General features: G+C 51.1%; 24 protein-coding genes and 1 pseudogene. 18 read left to right on the top strand and 7 right to left on the bottom strand.

What is annotated here, in order from left to right:
* Window positions 1–51: 51 nt before the first annotated feature.
* From VK70_RS21460 to VK70_RS29380, 4 genes are all read left to right on the top strand, one after another.
* Complete coding sequence (locus VK70_RS21460) at window positions 52–663, top strand: DUF1835 domain-containing protein (RefSeq protein ID WP_025697512.1); 612 nt, start codon at window positions 52–54, stop codon at window positions 661–663.
* 107 nt (window positions 664–770) lie between these two features.
* Window positions 771–1,859: an IS200/IS605 family element RNA-guided endonuclease TnpB gene (gene tnpB, locus VK70_RS21455; RefSeq protein WP_046723744.1), complete on the top strand. Its 1,089-nt coding sequence runs from the start codon at window positions 771–773 to the stop codon at window positions 1,857–1,859.
* 201 nt (window positions 1,860–2,060) lie between these two features.
* Window positions 2,061–2,489: a hypothetical protein gene (locus tag VK70_RS21450; RefSeq protein ID WP_025693674.1), complete on the top strand. Its 429-nt coding sequence runs from the start codon at window positions 2,061–2,063 to the stop codon at window positions 2,487–2,489.
* A gap of 126 nt (window positions 2,490–2,615) precedes the next feature.
* The gene (locus VK70_RS29380; RefSeq protein WP_025693673.1) at window positions 2,616–3,425 is read left to right on the top strand and encodes a histidine kinase N-terminal domain-containing protein; all 810 of its coding nucleotides are present in this window, start codon (window positions 2,616–2,618) and stop codon (window positions 3,423–3,425) included.
* Between the two features lie 175 nt (window positions 3,426–3,600).
* On the opposite strand, the gene VK70_RS21440 is transcribed toward VK70_RS29380, so the two are convergent.
* Together VK70_RS21440 and nudC are read right to left on the bottom strand one after the other, a co-directional pair.
* Window positions 3,601–4,272, bottom strand: coding sequence for a cupin domain-containing protein (locus VK70_RS21440; RefSeq protein WP_025693672.1), 672 nt, complete (start codon window positions 4,270–4,272; stop codon window positions 3,601–3,603).
* A 66-nt stretch (window positions 4,273–4,338) separates the two neighbouring features.
* Window positions 4,339–5,181 (bottom strand): NAD(+) diphosphatase, encoded by an 843-nt coding sequence (gene nudC, locus VK70_RS21435; RefSeq protein WP_025693670.1) that lies wholly within the window; start codon window positions 5,179–5,181, stop codon window positions 4,339–4,341.
* Window positions 5,182–5,452: 271 nt separating this feature from the next.
* On the opposite strand from nudC, the gene VK70_RS21430 reads away from it, so the two are divergent.
* Window positions 5,453–5,833, top strand: coding sequence for a winged helix-turn-helix transcriptional regulator (locus VK70_RS21430; protein WP_025693668.1), 381 nt, complete (start codon window positions 5,453–5,455; stop codon window positions 5,831–5,833).
* A gap of 34 nt (window positions 5,834–5,867) precedes the next feature.
* On the opposite strand, the gene VK70_RS21425 is transcribed toward VK70_RS21430, so the two are convergent.
* A complete protein-coding gene (locus VK70_RS21425) occupies window positions 5,868–6,938 on the bottom strand; it encodes an SDR family oxidoreductase (RefSeq protein ID WP_025693667.1) in 1,071 nt (356 codons plus the stop codon).
* A gap of 176 nt (window positions 6,939–7,114) precedes the next feature.
* On the bottom strand, window positions 7,115–7,546 hold the full coding sequence (locus VK70_RS21420; protein ID WP_025693666.1) for a MarR family winged helix-turn-helix transcriptional regulator: 432 nt from the start codon (window positions 7,544–7,546) through the stop codon (window positions 7,115–7,117).
* Between the two features lie 146 nt (window positions 7,547–7,692).
* On the opposite strand from VK70_RS21420, the gene VK70_RS21415 reads away from it, so the two are divergent.
* The 4 genes from VK70_RS21415 to VK70_RS21400 all read left to right on the top strand — a co-directional run bounded on the left by VK70_RS21415 (window position 7,693) and on the right by VK70_RS21400 (window position 10,982).
* Window positions 7,693–8,277: an NAD(P)H-dependent oxidoreductase gene (locus VK70_RS21415; RefSeq protein WP_025693665.1), complete on the top strand. Its 585-nt coding sequence runs from the start codon at window positions 7,693–7,695 to the stop codon at window positions 8,275–8,277.
* Window positions 8,278–8,402: 125 nt separating this feature from the next.
* Window positions 8,403–8,663 (top strand): hypothetical protein, encoded by a 261-nt coding sequence (locus VK70_RS21410; protein WP_025693664.1) that lies wholly within the window; start codon window positions 8,403–8,405, stop codon window positions 8,661–8,663.
* A gap of 19 nt (window positions 8,664–8,682) precedes the next feature.
* Window positions 8,683–9,483 carry a prolipoprotein diacylglyceryl transferase gene (locus tag VK70_RS21405; protein ID WP_025693663.1) on the top strand — a complete coding sequence of 267 codons (801 nt, stop codon included), beginning with the start codon at window positions 8,683–8,685 and terminating at the stop codon, window positions 9,481–9,483.
* A gap of 77 nt (window positions 9,484–9,560) precedes the next feature.
* Complete coding sequence (locus VK70_RS21400; protein WP_046723743.1) at window positions 9,561–10,982, top strand: radical SAM protein; 1,422 nt, start codon at window positions 9,561–9,563, stop codon at window positions 10,980–10,982.
* A gap of 214 nt (window positions 10,983–11,196) precedes the next feature.
* Here VK70_RS21400 and VK70_RS21395 read toward each other — a convergent pair whose 3' ends face one another.
* Both VK70_RS21395 and VK70_RS21390 read right to left on the bottom strand, forming a co-directional pair.
* Window positions 11,197–11,883: a hypothetical protein gene (locus VK70_RS21395; RefSeq protein WP_025697453.1), complete on the bottom strand. Its 687-nt coding sequence runs from the start codon at window positions 11,881–11,883 to the stop codon at window positions 11,197–11,199.
* A gap of 22 nt (window positions 11,884–11,905) precedes the next feature.
* Entirely contained in the window at window positions 11,906–12,466 is a 561-nt protein-coding gene (locus VK70_RS21390; protein ID WP_025697451.1) for a zinc metalloprotease, read from the bottom strand.
* Window positions 12,467–12,901: 435 nt separating this feature from the next.
* Between VK70_RS21390 and VK70_RS21385 the strand changes: the two genes are divergently transcribed.
* The 4 genes from VK70_RS21385 (at window position 12,902) to VK70_RS21370 (ending at window position 15,406) form a co-directional block, all read left to right on the top strand.
* A complete protein-coding gene (locus tag VK70_RS21385) occupies window positions 12,902–13,330 on the top strand; it encodes a winged helix-turn-helix transcriptional regulator (RefSeq protein WP_025697449.1) in 429 nt (142 codons plus the stop codon).
* 146 nt (window positions 13,331–13,476) lie between these two features.
* Complete coding sequence (locus VK70_RS21380; RefSeq protein ID WP_025697447.1) at window positions 13,477–13,995, top strand: DJ-1/PfpI family protein; 519 nt, start codon at window positions 13,477–13,479, stop codon at window positions 13,993–13,995.
* 123 nt (window positions 13,996–14,118) lie between these two features.
* Window positions 14,119–14,388 carry a hypothetical protein gene (locus tag VK70_RS21375; protein ID WP_025697446.1) on the top strand — a complete coding sequence of 90 codons (270 nt, stop codon included), beginning with the start codon at window positions 14,119–14,121 and terminating at the stop codon, window positions 14,386–14,388.
* 169 nt (window positions 14,389–14,557) lie between these two features.
* On the top strand, window positions 14,558–15,406 hold the full coding sequence (locus VK70_RS21370; RefSeq protein WP_025697445.1) for an EcsC family protein: 849 nt from the start codon (window positions 14,558–14,560) through the stop codon (window positions 15,404–15,406).
* A gap of 103 nt (window positions 15,407–15,509) precedes the next feature.
* Here VK70_RS21370 and VK70_RS21365 read toward each other — a convergent pair whose 3' ends face one another.
* Window positions 15,510–15,824, bottom strand: a complete 315-nt coding sequence (locus VK70_RS21365) for a hypothetical protein (RefSeq protein WP_025697443.1) — start codon at window positions 15,822–15,824, stop codon at window positions 15,510–15,512.
* 275 nt (window positions 15,825–16,099) lie between these two features.
* On the opposite strand from VK70_RS21365, the pseudogene VK70_RS21360 reads away from it, so the two are divergent.
* From VK70_RS21360 to VK70_RS21340, 5 genes and pseudogenes are all read left to right on the top strand, one after another.
* Window positions 16,100–16,623, top strand: a pseudogene (locus tag VK70_RS21360) (hypothetical protein); the annotation flags it as partial.
* Window positions 16,624–16,959: 336 nt separating this feature from the next.
* Window positions 16,960–17,250 (top strand): DUF6509 family protein, encoded by a 291-nt coding sequence (locus VK70_RS21355; RefSeq protein ID WP_025697439.1) that lies wholly within the window; start codon window positions 16,960–16,962, stop codon window positions 17,248–17,250.
* A gap of 221 nt (window positions 17,251–17,471) precedes the next feature.
* Window positions 17,472–18,398, top strand: a complete 927-nt coding sequence (locus VK70_RS21350) for an AEC family transporter (protein WP_025697436.1) — start codon at window positions 17,472–17,474, stop codon at window positions 18,396–18,398.
* A 102-nt stretch (window positions 18,399–18,500) separates the two neighbouring features.
* A complete protein-coding gene (locus VK70_RS21345) occupies window positions 18,501–18,935 on the top strand; it encodes an SRPBCC family protein (RefSeq protein ID WP_025697435.1) in 435 nt (144 codons plus the stop codon).
* The gene (locus VK70_RS21340; RefSeq protein ID WP_046723741.1) at window positions 18,936–19,256 is read left to right on the top strand and encodes an ArsR/SmtB family transcription factor; all 321 of its coding nucleotides are present in this window, start codon (window positions 18,936–18,938) and stop codon (window positions 19,254–19,256) included. It begins immediately after the preceding gene.
* Window positions 19,257–19,276 lie beyond the last annotated feature (20 nt).

The following is a 19,276-nucleotide window of genomic DNA, read 5'->3' as shown; positions in this document are numbered from 1 at the left end:
CGCATAATTGTCGCCCGGTACTCAGGGGAAGCTCTCGAAGGAGGAAAAAGCATGCTGCATATTACTAACGGGGATTCTGTTGCGGATAAGCTCAGGCAGGGCGCGGTTCAAGGCGAGGCTATGGCCTGGAGGGAAATCTATTCCGTTGGGCCTGTATTCCGCGATATGACGGAGAGACAGAACCGGGAGATCCGGGCGCGTTATCTGGAACGCAATCTCGGGATTCCCCGCGAGGAATATTTGAAGATTGAGGAACAGGAGCGAATTCTGCGTGATTTGAAAAAATATAACGAAATCGTCTTATGGTTCGAATACGATCTGTTCGATCAGACGATGCTGTGTTATCTGCTTCATTGCCTTGCCGGGCAGACGCTTGGGGACACGAATTTGAACTTGCTGTGCATCGGGGATTACCCGGGGGTTGAACGCTTTCGCGGGTTGGGGCAGCTTACGGTTAAGCAGCTACAGGCATTATCCGGTACCTGGCGGTCTGTCTCAGAGCGGGAATTGGCGCTGGGAAGCAAAATGTGGGAAGCCTATACTTCACCTCTGCCGGAGCAGCATATCCGGTTCCTTGAGAAAGATACCTCTGTGCTGCCTTTTGTGAAAAAGGCGTTTGAGGCCCATTTATCTAAAAAGCCGAGAAGACTCCTTCCTCTATAGATCCTCTATAGATCCTCTATAGGGAGGAGATGAATCGGCGGTTTTTTGCCTAAAGCGAACATACGTGCTATTATGAAACTATCCTGTATGAAAGGAGGCTGTGTGGCATGATGGTGCATAAAGCTTACAAATATCGCATCTATCCCAACCCGGAACAACGACAACTCATCCATCAAATGTTTGGCTGTTGCCGCTTTGTCTTCAATCATTTCTTAACCAAATGGAACGAAACCTATGCGGCAACCGGTAAAGGGTTGTGCTATAACACCTGTGCCACACAGCTTCCTGCACTCAAACAGCAATTTGAATGGTTGAAATCGGTAGATAGCATTGCTTTGCAATCGGCGGTGCGGAACGTAGCAGACAGCTTTGAACGTTTCTTCAAGAAACAAAATCAGGCTCCACGTTTCAAAAGCCGCAAGCATCCTGTGCAAAGTTACACCACCAAATACACCAATGACAATATTGCCATTAACGGAAACCGACTGAAACTTCCGAAGCTTAGCTGGCTCCGCTTTGCCAACTCCAGAGCGTGTGAAGGTCGCATTCTTTCGGCTACCCTGCGGCGAAATGCGGCAGGCAAGTATTTTGTATCCATCCTCTGCGAAGTGGAAATGAAACCTCTGCCGCAGACCGATAAGGAGATCGGCATTGACCTTGGACTCAAGGAATTAGCGGTCTGCTCTGATGGGTTGCGGGTTGCCAATCCCAAAGTGTTTCGCAAATATGAACAAAAACTTGCATTTTGGCAACGCCGCATGGCTCGCCGTAACCAAGGGGGCTCCAATTGGCAGAAAGCCAAACAGAAGGTTGTCCAAATCCATGAAAAGATCGTGGGCAGCCGCCATGATTTTTTGCATCAACTCACCACGAAGCTGATTCGTGAAAACCAAACGATCAGCATCGAAAATCTGAGCGTGGCGAACATGCTCAAAAATCACCGGCTGGCCAAATCCATCGCCGATGCGTCCTGGGGTGAATTTGCCCGTCAGCTTTTGTATAAAGCGGAATGGTATGGACGCTCGGTGAAGGTGGCTGACACGTTCGCCCCAACGAGCCAAAGGTGTCATGTATGCGGCACTATCCATTCCGAAGTAAAGAAATTGTCTGTGCGGCAATGGGAATGTCCATCGTGCCATACCCTTCATGATCGGGATGAAAATGCCGCACAGAACATCAAGAGCCTTGCTGTTTAAACGTCACCCCTACCTTCTCTTTAGATATTTTGCTAGGCAAAAACCTTAAAACTCTAGGAAGATCGGTACAGATTTTCCTTTGGAAAACTGCGGGAACCGCAGGGATCGCTTGGTCTACGATTTTTCGTGAGAAAATATCGAAATGAATTCCCCTCAGTAGAAGGGATTACCCAAGAATCCCCCACTTCAAGTGTTAGCTAAGTGGGGGAGTGTTCAACCCGCATCCCATCTGTTCATAACGGACTTGGGCTGATTGAGCAAGCTACTTTGGAGGCCGCTGCAGGCGCGGAATATACACCGCACGCTTTATTCGGGCGGGTTGGAGAGCAACTGCATATTTTGGGCATGGGCGATCTGGAATATTGGCGCAATCTGAAGAACATGTCGGAAGAGCCCTACCCGCTGCTGCATATTCAAGGATTGCAGGCTTTCCCCGGCTTTGGTCAAGCGGTACCCTCTTTTGCCGATTGCAGGATCACGCTAACTGCGCTGGGCCGGAAGGTCTTGGCTGGAGAAGAGGACTACCTCTTGCTAAAAGGCAAAGACGAGTGGTATGGCGGGCTGCATTTGGAGGGGCGATCCGACCTGTGGCGCTGGGATACGTCCTGCAATCGGCTGATTGAGAGATGACAGGCTCTCTTTGGCCTCACTATTTTTGAAAGTTTTCAGAAAAAATCCATCAGTGTATAACCGTTTACGAAAACAGGACGATAATGGAATAAGGCAGTTATTCTATTATACAGGCGGTTGATTGAAATGGAAAAAATGGAACAGTTGCAAAATGTACTTGATTTAATTCAACACACGTATGCGGAGGATGCGGCTTTGGTACTGGCCGATACAGATAAAGTGCTGGCCTATCTTCCCGGAAAAACGGTTGATCTAAAGATTCCGGTCGGAGCGTCTGTTGAAAATTTCAAAGGCACAGTATCCTATACTGCGATGGAGACTAAAAAAGTGCAGCGTGAAGAGCGGGGAGCGCAAAATTTCGGCGTACCTTATATCTCAACGGCCGTACCCATCATGGAAGACGATCAGGTGATCGGCGTTATGGCATCCCTCACTTCCAACAATCGCAACATCAAGCTCCAGGAGGGGGCGCAGGAGCTGTCTTCTCTGGTAGAAGAAATGACGGCGACTTCAGAAGAAGTTACCCGTTCGGCAGAAGGGACGACCGAAAGATTGGACCAGCTTGCCGAGCATACCTTGACCATGTTAAACGAAATTGAGAGCAGCTTTCAGATTCTTACATCGGTGAAGCATATTGCCGACCAATCCCATCTGCTGGGTCTGAACGCCGCGATTGAAGCGGCAAGAGCGGGTGATGAGGGCCGCGGCTTCGGGGTTGTCGCCACGGAGATTCGCAAGCTGGGTGCAACGAGCGGAGACTTGGCAAACCATATTCACGAGCAGATGGAAGCGATGAAGCAGTCCATTACCCAGATGAATCAATCCGTGCAGGATATCCGTGAGTTCGCACGGCATCAAGCGTTGTCCATGCAGGAGCTGAACCGCGCCTACGTACATATCGCCGGCACAGCGAATGATTTGTCCAATCTGCACTAAGGATATCGATGGAGTCCCCAATATCGGATGTCGTGCCGTAGAAAAGGCCGCCCGGCCAAGGACCGAGAAGTTTATATAGTCTATAACGGGGTATATCATAAAGCAAAACAGCCGTTTAATCCAAACGGCTGTTTTGCTGTCCAGCGGGGTAACAAGGCCGGGCGCGATCATGTACCTAGTACGAATAAGGATAACGGTTATAGGGCTGCCCGGCATAACCGTGCAGATATACTTGACCGTGGGAGGGACACGGGGAAGAAGCTGCAGCTTGGTGGCCGCCGTGATGCGGACGCTTCTGGATTCCTTGAACCGACGGCGGGACATTCCCGCAGCCCGGAGGTGGCCCTAAAATGACGGATTCTTGCAGCGGAGCGACCGCTTTCTTGTAATCCTCCTCGCTTACGCAGTAGGCCCGGTTCAGGACTTCCGGAGGGATGGCTTTCAGGAAATCAGAGCCATAGACGACATCAGGGGTAGGGACGTCAAAAATAGCTAAAAAGTGCGCCTGCTCCGATAAGAGGACAATCCAGTGGAACCATCCTTTGGGAAGTACGCACACCTGACCGGGAGTCAGCTTGTAGGTCATAAGCTGCTGCGTACAAGGATTAAATACGGATGTTAGGATTTCCCCGCTGATGGCAAAGATAAGCTCCGTCGCGTTCGTATGCCAATGCGGCTGAACGACGAATCCTCTGGTCATATGCACGTTGAAGAGCCCCGTTTGGATAGCCGGGAGCTCGGCTCCGAACACTTGGGTGAGGTAATTGTGCGCATCTGCCTGGTAGTTAATATGCTGATTGGAATCCGCCTTAAGCGTCAGCGCCGGAGAATTGAGCGGAGAGTTCATTCTGGGTTCCTCCATCCTGGGCATTTGTCTATCCAACATATGCATGACGGAGGGAGGGGGTTACCCTCAGGAATAGTTCTCCACGTACCAGTCGATGATTTTCCGGGCGATGCTGACATTTGCCGGAATGACGGGCAGATTGCCGGGTTCGAACCAATCGGCATGGACAATTTCCTCTCCGTCCACCGTGATTTCGCCGCTTTCGTAATCAGCGAGGAAACCAACCATTAAGGAATGGGGAAAAGGCCACTGCTGGCTGCCAAAATAGCGGATATTGTTGACCTTAATTCCGACTTCCTCCATGATCTCACGCTTCACACAGTCCTCCAGCGTCTCGCCGGGCTCGACAAAGCCGGCAATCAACCCGTACATATTATTCTGAAAATGCCGGGCATGAGCGAGCAGAATCTGGTTATCCTTCAGAATAGCAGTAATCACCGCCGGTGCCAGGCGAGGATAATTGACCAGCCCGCAGTTCGGACATTTCCGGGATCTCTCAATCTCTGATAACATCGTCTGCGTCCCGCACCGGCCGCAGTACTGATGCGTATCATCCCAGGCGAGCATTTGGATCGCCTTGCCTGCCAGGTGGAACAGGTCTTCGTCCACTTCGTCATACAAAGAGCGGAGCGGGCGGAAGACCATGCCTTCCGGTTCGGCAGCGTCCGGCCGGACCTCTGCGGCGAAGCTCGGGGTATCTTCAAATGTCCCGAGATACAAAGTGCGCACCGGGTCAATACGCAGCTGCTCGGCTGATTGCGCAAGCGGAATGCCGATAATGCCGGCTGACTCTGTAACGAGCAGTCTGCCGGAGCTAAAAATGAACCAATACGCAGACCCTCCAAAGTCGAGGTCGGCAGTGACGGCGGGATTATATCGTTTGTAGATGCTTTCTCTTGGTTTGGGCATGTCCTATACCTTTCCGGGCCGGAACCTTGGCGCCATAATCCTGCGCTGTAGGCAGCTCACTCGGCCAAATTTTTCTATTAAGAATAGCAAAAAAAGGAGAGAGTGACAAACGAAAAACCTGTCGGCTCGGATCGAATCGGCAGGTTTTATATTGGCATGATCGGTTTTTCTAATTGTGATAGAATAAAGCTGGAAATCGACTATTTAGGTTTTAAGAAAGGCCTGACCGAATCAAAAGGACTGCTTGTTAAGGTCGGAGGTGTTCGAACTTATGCTGGAACCGATGAAAACTTACAATACTGCGGTAGAAGCGACACTCGAAGTAATTGGAGGCAAGTGGAAACCGGTAATCTTGTTCCATCTCACGTTTGGCAAGAAACGTAACGGCGAGTTCATGAGCCTGATGCCTGCCATCACACAGAAAGTGCTGACGCAGCAGCTAAGAGAACTGGAGAGGGATGAGGTCGTTAAGCGGACATCTTACAATACGGTTCCGCCCAAAGTTGAATATGAGCTGACCGACTACGGTTGGAGCCTCAAGGAAATCCTTCATCTCATGTGCCGTTGGGGGGATACCCATGTTGAACGGAAATACGGGGATCAAGCCGTTATCTTGTCCGAAGTCCAAACAGCGAAAGAAACCGGTCTATGAAGTGCGAAAGACCGGTTTCTTTTGCGTATAAGGGTTATGGAATGACCTTGCGGCGGCGGAAGTCTTCAAAAATGTTCAGGAACATGGACTCCGTATCCACAAACTCATGAAAGCCGGCCCTGCGAGCCTTGGTGCCGTCAGCGAAAAAGTCGTAATCCCAGGAAAACACAAAGTCACCGAAGCGCCATGAGGAAACGCTGCTATAGCTGTTCGGCTCCAGGCCGTATTTCTCTACCATGGCCTCCCAGAGCGCTTCTTTGTCCTGCATCACGACGTCCAGCGACATCGGCAGCGGCGGGGCCGTCTCCAGTTCAAAGTACGCGGCGATCTTGGGCCAAAGTTCGCTCCACCGGAACAAGTCCCCGTTCGTAATATTGAAAGCCTGATTCGCGCAGCGCTCGTCAGTTGCCGCCCACACCGTTGCTTTCGCAAGCAGCCCGGCATCGGTCATCTCCAATAAACTATGGTAAGCGCCCGGCTTGCCGGGAAAGCGAAGGGGGATTCCCAGCTCTTTCGACATAGAGGCATAGACGGCGATGACCATAGCCAGATTCATTGGATTGCCGAGAGCGAAACCGCACACGACGGAAGGGCGGAGCGCCGACCAAGTCCAGCTTTTTCCCTGCTGCCGATTCTCTAGAAACTTCTGTTGGTCAATATTGAATTCCGGCGGCATATGATCGGCGTCGCTCTCGCGGGCCGGCGTCTTGAAAGGTCCAAGATGCGCTCCGTACACTTTGTAGCCCTGCATGAGACTGATATGCTTGAGCTTAGCGGCAACCGGCTCGACGGCCTCAACGGTGTTGACGAGCATAGCGAGGTTTGGCGGAACGAGTTCCGCCCATGTCGGGCGGTCCTGGTAGGCGGCGTAGAAAATATGGGTCACCTCCGTCAGGCTGCTTAATTTCTCGCGGCTCTCCAAGGGATTCAGTAAATCCGCGGCAATATAGCGGACACGGCCGGATGATTCTCCGCCGCGTCGTGATACGCCGATGATATCCCAATCGGGAAGCGTGGCAAGATAATCAATCAAATTGCGCCCGATCACCCCGTTAGCTCCAACAACAAGAGCCGTTTTTCGCGGCGCCGCTGCATTAGTGTTCATCATTTAATCCTCTCCTTCCTTGTAATGGTTACATCCTCATTGTGCGCAGCCGGGCGATGACTGAAAAGTACGCACTTTGAAGTCATATAGTTACTTGAGAGTTACAAAAGGCGGTGCCGCAGAGAAAAGGCCGGGATCTCTCGAAAGAAATCCCAGCCTTGTACGCGTTGTCCATCTCATTCCCCCAGCAGCTTTTCCGACAGCAGGTCTAGCGCCTGCATCACTTCGTTCACGTCCTCCGGATTCAAATGGGCATATTGCCCAGAGATCAGCCTCTCCAGCTTTGCCAATGACGCCGCCATCAATTCTTTTCCCGAGGGGGAAAGCTCGACAAAATGAACTCTTTTATCCTTGATATCGGCCCGTTTGGTAGCCAGCTTCTTCCCAATTAACTTCTTGACTTCGCGGCTCGTATTGGGCAGGGACATACCGGTGCAGGCGCTGATCTGGCCAAAGGTGGCCGAGTCTTCGGTGTATAGGAAATGCAAAATTTCATATTGAAGCAGCGTTACATCTTCCGGTTTGGTCGCGGTAAGCAGATAGCGCGTTATTTTCGAGAATTCGGTTCCGAACGTCCTGAGTTTATTGGCGAATTCGGGTAATGGCATGTTATCACCTCATCTATGTGGAACTATTATGACAAATATTTTTTTTACGCGCAATCTATTTATCAATTGACAACTAATTAAGGAACGCATAATATAGTTGTGAAATAAAAATTATCATTTGATAACCAATTATGAGGTGATGAATCGTGAACACATTGATCGTCTATGCCCATCCGAATCGTGAAAGTTTGAATGGCGCCTTCTTGAACGCTGTTATACAGGGAATTAGGCAGAATGCCGCTTCCGGGGAATTTCAGGTATTGGATTTGTATGAGGAAAGCTTCGATCCGTCGCTGGTATACAATAAAGAACGAAGAAGAAGGGATATGCACAAGGACCCGGAGCTGGAAAAATACAGAGAACAAATCCGCTGGGCCGACCAGCTTGTGTTCATCTATCCGATCTATTGGGGCAGACCTCCAGCTATCCTGCTGGGTTATATTGACCGAATGTTCGCCTCTAACTTTGCCTATCGAGACCGGCCGAACCGGATTTTTCCCGAGGGGCTGCTGAAAGGGAAGCGCGCCGTCTGCATTTCCACGATGAAGGGACCGGCCCACTATCCGCTGCTAACCTTGAACAATGCGCATAAAGTGCTGATGAAGCGCGGCTTGTTCCATTTTGTCGGCATCCGTAAGGTTAAATTCTTCGAGTTCGGGTCTATGGAAAGCAAGAAGGGGAAACAGGCGAAGAAGCTGGCTATGGTAGAACGGTATTTTTCGGCGCAGTGACTCTCCGGGCAGTCACCTCAAGCCATATATTGGGTCAAGGTTTCTCTGGCGGAAAGCCTAGGTTAGCGTTTACAATAGAGGCAAACTCCAAACTCCAAACTCCAAATTCCAAATGAGGTGAAGGTATGGCCGGTTTCCGTTGCATGAATCACCCGGACCGCCAGGCGGTTCATCAATGCGCCAGGTGCGGCAAGCCGCTGTGCGAGGAATGCTATGATCCGGATCTCGGGAGATGCCGCGAGAACTGCGCGGAGTCGCTGGTTAAGCCGCAGCCCAAAGGGCGAAGCGCGGTCTTCCGGGTCATCGTGGCCATCCTGGCCATTATCGGGGCGCTAACGGTGCTGCTGGCTGCGATCTGCGGAGCCTATATCTTCAGCCTGTCATAATAATCAAAGGAGCGCGCCGATGGAATTCCCCGTATATCTCGTTATCGGTTCCTGGCGGATTCATCCGCATGTGCTGTTCGAGTCGCTCTCGTACTTTATCGGCTTCCGGGTGTATCTGTGGACCCGGCGTCCGAGCGAAATGTCCCGGCTGATGAGTCTGCAAATTCTGGCGGGCACCATTCTGGGCGCGGCGCTCGGAGCGAAGCTGCTGTTCTGGCTGGAGGACCCGGCAGCGACGTGGGAGCAGCTTCGGCAGCTTCACTTCCTCTGGGGCGGGAAGACCATCGTCGGCGGTCTGCTCGGCGGATTGATCGGCGTTGAGCTGACCAAGAAGTGGATCGGCTGGACCCGGTCAACCGGGGATGATTTTGTGTATCCGCTCCTACTGGGTCTCTTCATCGGGCGGATTGGCTGTTTCCTGACGGGTCTTGACGACCATACGTATGGCACCGCGACAACCTGGTTTACCGGCATCGACTTTGGCGACGGGGTCCGGCGGCATCCGACCCAGCTGTATGAAATGGTCTTTCTGCTGGCGCTCGCGCTGCTGCTCATCCCGCTGTACCGGCGAAGCCGTGCGCCTCTTGGCAGGGCGGCCGGTTCCTTTTACCTCTCGGGGCGGATGTTCCAGTGGTTCATGTTCGGCTATTTGGCGTTCCGGTTTGCCGTTGATTTCATTAAGCCGACGCCCCATCCTTATCTCGGACTGAACAATATTCAGCTTGCCTGCCTCGCAGGTCTAGCCTATTACGCCTGGCTGCTGTGGTTCAAAGGGCGTGTCCGCCGTTCTCCCGCGCTCCGTAGAGATTCGAGGGTTTAAGCGCGCAGGGGCGGGCAGCTGCGGAAGTCCAGCACCCCAGTCAAGCCATTCCATTCCAACCGCAAAGGAGTCCTCCCATGCCGAACCGACCGTATCTCTATCATGAGCTGACCACAAGCATCTGCTCCATGTGCTACCGCAAAGTCGAGGCCAAGATCATCCAGGAAGACGGGCGGATATATATGGTCAAAAGATGCCTGCTCCACGGCCCGGAAAAGGTGCTGATCTCCACAGACGTGCCTTATTACAAAAGAACCCGGGAGTTTATCAAGCCTTCGGAAATGCCGCTGCAGTGGAATACGCCGATTAAATATGGCTGTCCGTATGACTGCGGCCTCTGCCCGGATCATGAGCAGCACAGCTGCCTGACGCTGCTGGAGATTACGGATCACTGCAACCTGAGCTGTCCGATCTGCTTTGCCGAGTCGTCGCCGCACCGCACGTCCTACCGGTCGCTGGAGCAGATTGAATTCATGCTGGACCGGATCGTCGAGAATGAGGGCGAGCCGGACATCGTACAGATCAGCGGCGGCGAGCCGACGACGCATCCGCAGTTTTTCGAGATACTGGACATGGCCAAGAGCCGTCCGATCAAGCATATCATGGTGAACACGAACGGCGTCCGTATCGCCAAGGACCGGGAGTTCGCGCGGCGGCTCGCTTCGTACATGCCGGGCTTCGAGATTTACCTTCAGTTCGACAGCCTGGAGGCGTCGGTGCTGAAGGAGCTGAGGGGTGCGGATTTGCGGCACATCCGGGAGGATGCGATTCGCCATCTGAACGAATTCAATATTTCGACGACGCTTGTCGTCACGCTCAAGAAGGGGCTGAATGACGGAGAGATCGGCTCGATCATCCAGTACGGGCTGAAGCAAAGGGCTGTACGCGGCGTGACGATTCAGCCGATCCAGGCGGCGGGAAGGCTGGAGGGCTATGACCCGGCGACGGACCGGCTGACGGTAAGCGAGGTGCGCCGCAGCATTATCGACCAGTCGGGGGTGTTCGGGGAGGCGGATATTTTGCCGGTGCCCTGTCATCCCGACTCCCTTGCGATGGGCCACGCGCTGAAGCTGGGCGGGGAGGTGCTGCCGCTGACCGGACTGATCGATCCGGATATTTTGCTTGAAGGAGGCAGCAATACGATTGTGTTCGAGCAGGACCCGGAAATCCGGGGCAAAATGTTCGAGCTGCTCTCCACCGGCCACTCGCCGGTGTCTTCCGCTCTGTCGCTCAAAAGCCTGCTCTGCTGTCTGCCGTTTGCCGCCGTGCCGGAGCAGATCAGCTACGACAATGTGTTCCGGGTGATTGTGATGCAGTTTCTCGATGCGCATAATTTCGACGTGCGGTCGGTGAAGAAGTCCTGCGTGCATATCGCCCATCCCGACGGGCGGATCATCCCTTTTGACACCTACAATTTGTTCTACCGGGACGGCAAGGAGCAGCTGCTGGAAGGGATAAGGGGCGAGATTACGACTGCATGGGATGGGGAAGTTCAGTAGGGGGAGCATTTTAACATTTCACCACCAATGAAAGTTGGTAATGTTTGTGAAAAAGTAGATTGTTTTTGCATATTTATAAACGTAAATGTACGTATAGGATAAATTAGGGTTATCCAATTCAGTGGTATTAGTAAAGATAATATCACAAGAAAGAATTGGATAACCCTTCTAGTTAGCAGTAACAATCAACTCTTGTTTGGAACACAATTACTGGTTATTTAAGTTTTTTTACCGTATCTTTTAATGAAGTTTTAAGTTCATCTACGGACTTGCCAGTTATTTTATCAAGTTTACTGAGATCATAAGAGTCGGGCTTGAATTCTATGATCTCATCATTATTGATTTTAACTTGCTTTGGATCGTCGCCATTGCTGTATTTTAGAGCAATTTTGTTATTGGAATCGATCTCAATGTGATAAGGAACAGACGCAGGTGTGTAAAGGTTTAAAGGCTCATACTTTTTGAGAAATAGAATATACTTACTGTCAAAGTTAGGATTGATATAATTAGGCTCAGTAAAATCTGCACTATAGGTCTTGCCCTCAATTTGTGTTGCGACCCGCTTATAATGAGGTATTCCCACTGGAATGTTTTGAGGCACTTCTCCGAGAATGATTTCGTCAACTACAAAATTGTAAATATCGCCTTCCGTGTAGGGGTCAGCACTAACTTCCCATTTCTTTTCAAACTTATCATAGTGGCCCATTACGATATAATCGGAGTGGTTTACTAATCCTTCAACATCAACTGCTAAAGCACGGTCTGCATGTGATTCGACTCTGTAAACAATAGCCCCTTGTTCTTTCTGTTTTTGTACGTATGTAGTCATACCCCAAATTAATATTGCACAACCAATAGCGATTACCACAGGATACTTAAAAGTTTTGAATTTATTTAGCATTTCAGATCAACACCTTCTCTTGTTAAAATGGGTACTTTGCATTAACTCCATTTACATCGTCAGTTTGCGGAGTATATGTAGTTGTTCTGTCTCTTAATTGGTTCATGATGGCAAGAAAAATCACACTTACATTATTGTCGGCTAACGCCAAGGCATGCCCTAGTTCATGATTGGAAGTAGATCTTCGAACGGTAGCATTTCCAGCTATTTCGCTGTTCGCTGTATTTAATCTTGCTACGAAGCTAGTGATCTGACTGGAATCGCTAGTGAGAGTATTGGTAGTTTCACCATAGATAGATGTGTCAGAATTGATCATAGTACCAACGGAATTTGCGGAACTGGTATAAAGCTCTGATAAATCAAAACGAATTTTTGATTGCTTATTGTTCCAATCATTAACTGCGGTGGACCAGGCGGTTTTATAATTCGCATCCGAAGTGCTATATTTCACCTTTACCGTATATGTTTGCCCAGAAGTTTTTGGCCATCCATAAGGTTTTAATAAATAAGCAAATGCTGTGGAAAAAGAGAACAAAAAAAAGATCAGAGATACTGCAAAAACACGTTTAAATTTAGTATTCATTTTCTCGCTCCTCTAAAGATTTTGGTGTAATAACAAAATCAAATTAGAGTCATGTGTAAATGTTATAATGAGGGAAAAATGGTGTATTTATCAATACTCCCCGCCTTAAAAAAGCTATGCGTGAAATATTGATAAATAATTTAGAAAGATTTTCTTCAGACAAACTAACGATGAGAGTCCTTACTATCCATTATCGTGGAAATCAAAAAAACCTGTACTTGGTAGGCGGTTTAATCGTACACCAAAGGTGCTAAACGACAAACGGTCATTTCAAAGGGCCTTGTGCGGTAGGTATTAAAGGAAGATGTACTCATTAACGATGCGTATGTCGTCAAAGCTACTTGCTGTTATGGTATATAATAACGAAGACGCCCTAAAGGCTCAGACCGGCGCAAGAGGCATGGCGTATCCATGGAATAAGGAGGGAGCGGCCGAATGTCCGATCCGTTAAGAGAGGAAATCAGACAAAAAATCGTGAACGGCGATTTTCACTGTGAAAAGGAGCTTACCCTATCCATCATCAGCGGAAAATGGAAGGTTGTCATTTTGTGGCATCTTGGCGTGGAGGGTCCGCACCGGTTCAGCGATTTGCAGAAGCTTTTTCCGAAAATTTCGCATAAAATACTAACCCAGCAGCTTCGCGAATTGATGGAAGACGGCATTGTTCACCGGGAGGTGTATCCCGATATTCCTCCGAAGGTGGAGTACTCGATGACCGAGCTTGGGATGACGCTTCTGCCCATTGTCGAGATGATGTACGAGTGGGGAAAAATGCGGATCGAGCGGATTAAACAGGAGCTGAAGCTGGCAGACGAGACGGAAGTAAGCGCGGATAGCTGCGAAGGGACCTGCAAAAAAGCCTAAACAAGCCACGGGGCCAAGGCCGCAAAAAGACGGAAAGCAGGTAACCTTTTGGTAACCTCTGTACTAAAAAGTGCATTCTTCACAGGACACGCCGGCGGCGTTACAATGTGACTCGTGAAGATAAATTTGGGGAGGGACCTTTACCAATGAGTAAAAAAGCGCTGCTAATTATTCCGCCGGACCGTTTCAATGAAGATGAACTGTTTCATCCGAAGGCGGAGCTGGAGAACGCCGGTATCACCGTAACGGTGGCCAGCACGAAAACTGGTGAGATCACAGGCGACAACCAGGGAAAAGTAAACGCCGAAGTTGTATACTCCGATGTTTCCGCCTCGGATTACAATGTGGTAGCAGTCATCGGCGGCTCCGGGACGATCGATTACCTGTGGGGCGATGATCAACTGATCCAATATTTAAAGCAGGCTTATGAGCAGAAGATTCTCGTTGCCGGCATCTGCGCAGGCTCTGTCGCGGTTGTGAAGACGGGTCTGCTTGCCGGACGCCAGGCGACCTGTTATCCGGTGGATGTCATGATTGATGAGCTGAAAGCCAACAGCGTGGACTATGTGGTGCAAAATGTGGTGGCGCATGACGATATCATCACCAGCAACGGACCGGACGGGGCGCGGGATTTCGGCAAAAGTCTGGTTACGGCGCTGGCTTAATAACAGCCACAGAGCGTAATCCACGATTTTTCTCCTGTCGGATTACATAAAAATCATCCTCTTCAGGCCATCCTATACACGAAAGGATAGCAGCTACGCGAGAAGAAGGAGAGGTTATGATTAATGAGACATTATGAGTCCAGTATGCGAACGAACAGCACCGTGGATCAGGCGCAGGATTCGGCGCAAAAACTGCATAACGCCGTCACCCAAGCGATGAGCCATCCGACGGAGAAGGTAATTGAGCAAGCCGAGAACAGTCTAAAGCATGCCGAACGGGCGATCAAGCACGCGCCGGAGGGATCGGTTCAGGGGCATGGCGTGGATTTGGCGGAGGAAATGCTGGAGGAAGAAAAGAAGAGACTGTCCTCTTTGAATAATCAGGAGCATTAATCCGTATAGCAAGCAACCGGCATAACCGAAGAAACGTTTCTGTACACAGGCTTCCGTCGTGGGCGGAGGTCTTTTTCATTTTGTATTCCGGAAGAGGGGACTTTAGGGTATATATTAGAAAAGCGGAAAAATCGTTAAGGCTGCGAGGATTGCAAAAGGAGGCGTGACAATGACGGAAACAACGCTTGGTTCTGGAGGGATGGAAACGCAGGCGGAGCTGCGCGCGGCGCTTGAAGAGGTGAGAAGCTGGGAGAAGGAACAGAGACAGCTCATGATCTGGGAGCGAGTGACCCGGCTGCCCTTCAAGCTGCTGGACAAGATTACCCCCAAGATTGTCCATGAAAAAATAGGCCTGCTCCTGGATGAGCTTGGAAGCTATATCCAGAACGGCGGGAACTACCTCGTGGCGGGACGCAAGGTTGGCGAGCTTATGAGCGAGGTGAGCCGCGAGGCGGGAGGAAAGGCCGAAGGCCCGTATCCGCTGGCGGTGATGGATGAAGTGGCGCGGCGGCTGTCCAAAAGCCGGAGCAATTACGCCACGGCGCAGGGGGCGACCACGGGCTTTGGCGGCGTGTTTACCTTGGCGGCGGATATTCCCGCCGTCCTTGGCCTGTCGCTGAAGGTGATTCAGGAGATCGGCCTGTGCTACGGGTTTAACCCGCTGGAAAAGGAGGAGCGCATCTTCGCCGTAAAGGTGATGCAGCTCGCTTCCTCCGAAACGATTGGCAAACGGGCGATTCTGGAAGAGCTGAACCTGGAGCTTGGCAGGGACGGCGGGACTTTCGGCGGCGAAGGCGCAGCCGTATCGAAAATCCAGGGCTGGCGCGAAGTCATCGCCGCATACCGGGACAACTGGAGCTCGAAGAAGCTGTTGCAGACGATTCCCGTTGCCGGAATGTTATTTGGCGCGTATACAAACCGCGAGATGCTGAAAGGGGTATCGGAAGCGGCCCGGATGCTGTACCGCAAACGGCGAATTCTCGCCAGACTGGCGGAGATCGGCGAAACATCGCTCTAAAATCAAAAGCCAGGCTCCTGAACTGCTGACACAGGAACCTGGCTTATAACGGATGCGTTTATGTATGTTGGCGAACAAAGATGTTTTTGCTGAGCGGGAAAGTTTAAGCAGCCCGCGAAAGGATTTTCCGGCTTTCCAGAACAGCTCTGGAATGATCGTCTGCGGGTCGGTATCCTTTTTCAATCAGTTCCTTTATGTAAATCTTGTTGTAAACAAAGGAGAATACGATCCCGGTTACCACGGCGCCGACTCCAAGAGTAAATGAACCCATAACCGATTCTATGATTAACAAGATGATCGCCCATTTCAAATCGCCCCGGAACAAAGCCGGAAGAAAACCGAAAAAGAAGGTTGTCCAGCTGAAACCGACCTTTACCTCTTTTGTCAGCCCGCCCGGATTCTTTAATACAACTTTCATAGTTTACGCCCCCCAATAGATTTTGTGAAAAGAAAGCTTTCAATTAAGCAAATAATACCATGCAATTTTTAGGACTGCATTATTATTTGTGTCGTTTATAGTAAAAAAAGTCTGAATAAAGTATGACTTTTGGTCTAATTCCGTCGAATCGATTGTGCTGTCGGTATTTTATAAAGGTATTTAGGCCTATGAACCGCATATGGGCTCTCGCATACCTTGTAGCATCAGTTGGATATGAGGGGGGGGCGTCCCGTTATGGGAATCCAGTTAACGGCATTTCGATCATCGTGGCGATGAGCCGGGTACTGAGATTTACTGGCATCAACGAGACGATGGTCTCCCCGCTGACCCGGTTTCTCCGCACCCCGGCAATGGCCTATTGGGAATCGGCATCATAATGCTGCCTTCCTCCCTCTTTTTCTGGCCTTCGCCCGCGGTGACCCTGGTGGGCGCCTTCCTGCTGCCGGTGGCGCTCCGGGTCGGCCTGCCCGCGCTCGGAGCCGCGGTGGCCATGAATCTGTTCGGCCACAGCATTGCGCTCTCCGGCTTCTCCGGCATTTCGCTGGCCGGCTCCATTACGCATCTGTTCGCCACAGCCATCGGCTCCGGCGCCGCTACGCTGACGACGCTTGGCCAGGTAGCCGCCATTTGGGTCGGCGGCGGAACGCTCATCCCCTGGGCGCTCATTCCAGCGGCGGCCATCTGCGGCGTCAGTCCGTTTGAGCTGGCACGCCGCAATTTGCGGCCCGTGCTGATCGGCCTTGCGGTCACCACTGTTGTCGCCATGTTTCTCGTGTGACCCCCCCATTTTTCGTCGTCTGACGACAGCGGCGTTCTCTCCGATGCGACGCATGACGACGTCATTCTACAAATGATAGTTCTAAAAAGAACTACTATGTATTCCATGTCCTTATTTCTCGTGAAATTCTCCGGCAAAGCGGTGGATGACCGGACGAAACGCATCGGACGCTTCGCCCGGTCATTTTTCCAATCCCAGGTTTAGCTAACGCCCGCACTCGTAAAAGCTGAGATTGACAGCGCCGATCCGCCTTCATCTGGCGCTCGCTGCCAAGCCTGTGCTATGATGATCTCCTGAAGTCGCAGCGGCGAATATAGATGAAAGGGGTGAAAATCAATGCTTGCGATATCGAGCTACACCGTGGAGCAGATCCGGGACCCGTTCGGCATTATTGCAGGGAATCGTTATGAGTTTATGATTAACCTGGATATTCCGGAAGAGGACGAGCTTTATTCGGAGAACGGGGTCAGCGTCCGGGCTGTCGTTAAAGAGGCCGGCGGAGAGGTAAACGTCGTTACTTATGATGTAATGGAAACGACGACGCATCGGATTCTTGAATTCGACCTTGAGGATGATGAGGAAGAAGAGCTGGCTGCTTTTTGCAAGGAGCATTTGCCGGAGGGGTAAATCCAAGATTCACGAGGCCAATGCAAAATAAGGCTCTGGGCAGGCGCTCAGGGCTTTTTGAATACAACCTGCTAGGGCAGCGGCTTCATACTGCCGGAGGTTATAAGAGCGGCTTGAGATATAGGCGGTGTCTATCAATGATATTGCTTACAAGTCTTGGACGGGTAATGAACAGAGGGGTATAGTAGAAAGCAATAATCTACATAATGAGGTGCCTGTCCGTGATACAAACCGTGCTGTCCACCCTGCTTGGAGTCATTGTCCCGCTGTCGGTTCCGATTATTGCCGGTGCGTTGATAGAGCGCTTTCAGCGCTTGGATACGAAACCGCTTCTTACCCTTTACCTGTATTTTTTAAGCCCAGCCATAATTCTGGACACGCTGGCCCATGCGGAAATTTCATTTGACGACATCTATTTGACGGCGGCGTTCTCCTTGCTGAACCTGCTGCTTCTGTGGGGGACGGCGAGCGGCATCAGTAAAATAATGAAATTCTCTTCGCCCGATCAGGCAGGATTGACACTTGTTTCCACTTTGACCAACAGTGCAAACTACGGCCTTCCGCTTGTTCTGCTCGCTTTTGGACAGGCGGGGCTGGATAAAGCATCCGTTTATGTCATTGGGCAGATGATTATCGTCAACACGATTGGCGTTTATTTTGCGGCACGTTCCCATTTTTCCGTAAAAAACGCAATCAAATCAGTGCTCTCCCTTCCCGCGATTTATGCCGCCACTCTGGCGATACTGCTCAGGGCGTTCGATCTTCATCTGCCTGCCGAAGTGGACAAGGGGATAACCATGGCGGCGGGAGCATACTCTCCGGTTGTCCTGGCGATTCTGGGCGCGCAGATGATGAAAGTGGGCAGGATGCCGAGTAAGAAGGGCGAAATGCCGGTGTTCTGGACGGGAATGGTGATGCGGATGCTGATCGGTCCGCTGCTGGCGCTGACAGTGCTACAACTGCTGGGGATTACCGGGACGCTCCACTCCGTACTCTTTATTCTTGCCTCTATGCCGGTGGCGGTTAACGCGGTCGTTCTGGCGGAACGATTTGGCGCCTCTCCGCCATTCGTGTCCCGCTGCATACTATGGACGACGCTGGGCTCCTTCCTGGTGCTGCCTTTGCTCATCGCGTCGGTGAGCGGATAAGGTAAATTCATCCGAGGTTTGACATGAAACCAAAAGGCTTTGTATAATCTAAAATGAAACCAAAAGGTGTTATTTTAAAAAGCCGCGAAAGAAGGGTAATACATGGAAGATAAACGCCAAGGCGCCTTGCCGGACATTGTGCAAACGGTCATTATTGATGCGCCGATTGAGAAGGTTTGGAATAAAGTGGCAACATCTGAAGGGATTGCCGAGTGGTTCATGCCCAATGATTTTCAGCCGGAAATCGGCCGTGAATTTCATCTGCAATCTCCTTTCGGACCTTCGCCGTGCAAGGTAACAGCGCTTGATCCGCCGCATAGACTGGCATTCGATTGGGATACCGAGGGGTGGACGGTTTCTTTTCAACTGCAAGCACTGGAAGGAAAGACCGAATTTACGCTTATTCATGGCGGCTGGAAGCAGCCTGACGAGCTCATTGGAAAAGCGGGCGAGAAAAGCTCGGTCATTCATGGCCGGATGGCCGGCGGCTGGGTATCCATCGTGCAGGAGCGGTTGAAAAAGGCGGTTGAAGCCTAAATGGCTGCGGCGGAGAAGCATGATGTATTCCAGGCGATTGCCGATCCGACTCGCAGGCAAGTGCTGCGGCTGCTTTCCGAGAAAGAAAGGCCCATCTCTGAAATAACCTCTCATTTCTCAGTAAGCCGTACAGCCATTGCCAAGCATCTGCACATCCTATCGGAAGCGAAGCTGGTCAGTGGCCGGAAGGTCGGGAGAGAGAAGCTGTACCGGCTGCAGCCCGAGCCGCTTGAGGAGCTTCACGAATGGCTGTCCTACTATGAACGGTTCTGGAGCAACAAGCTGTCTATCCTGAAGCATATCGCCGAAAAGGAGAACTAAACCAAACCGGTCAATCACGA

Origin of the sequence: Paenibacillus durus ATCC 35681, from assembly GCF_000993825.1 — a bacterium.
GTDB lineage: Bacteria > Bacillota > Bacilli > Paenibacillales > Paenibacillaceae > Paenibacillus_AQ > Paenibacillus_AQ durus_B.
Note: the sequence above shows the minus strand (reverse complement) of the source record. Positions and strands in the feature narration are given on the sequence as shown.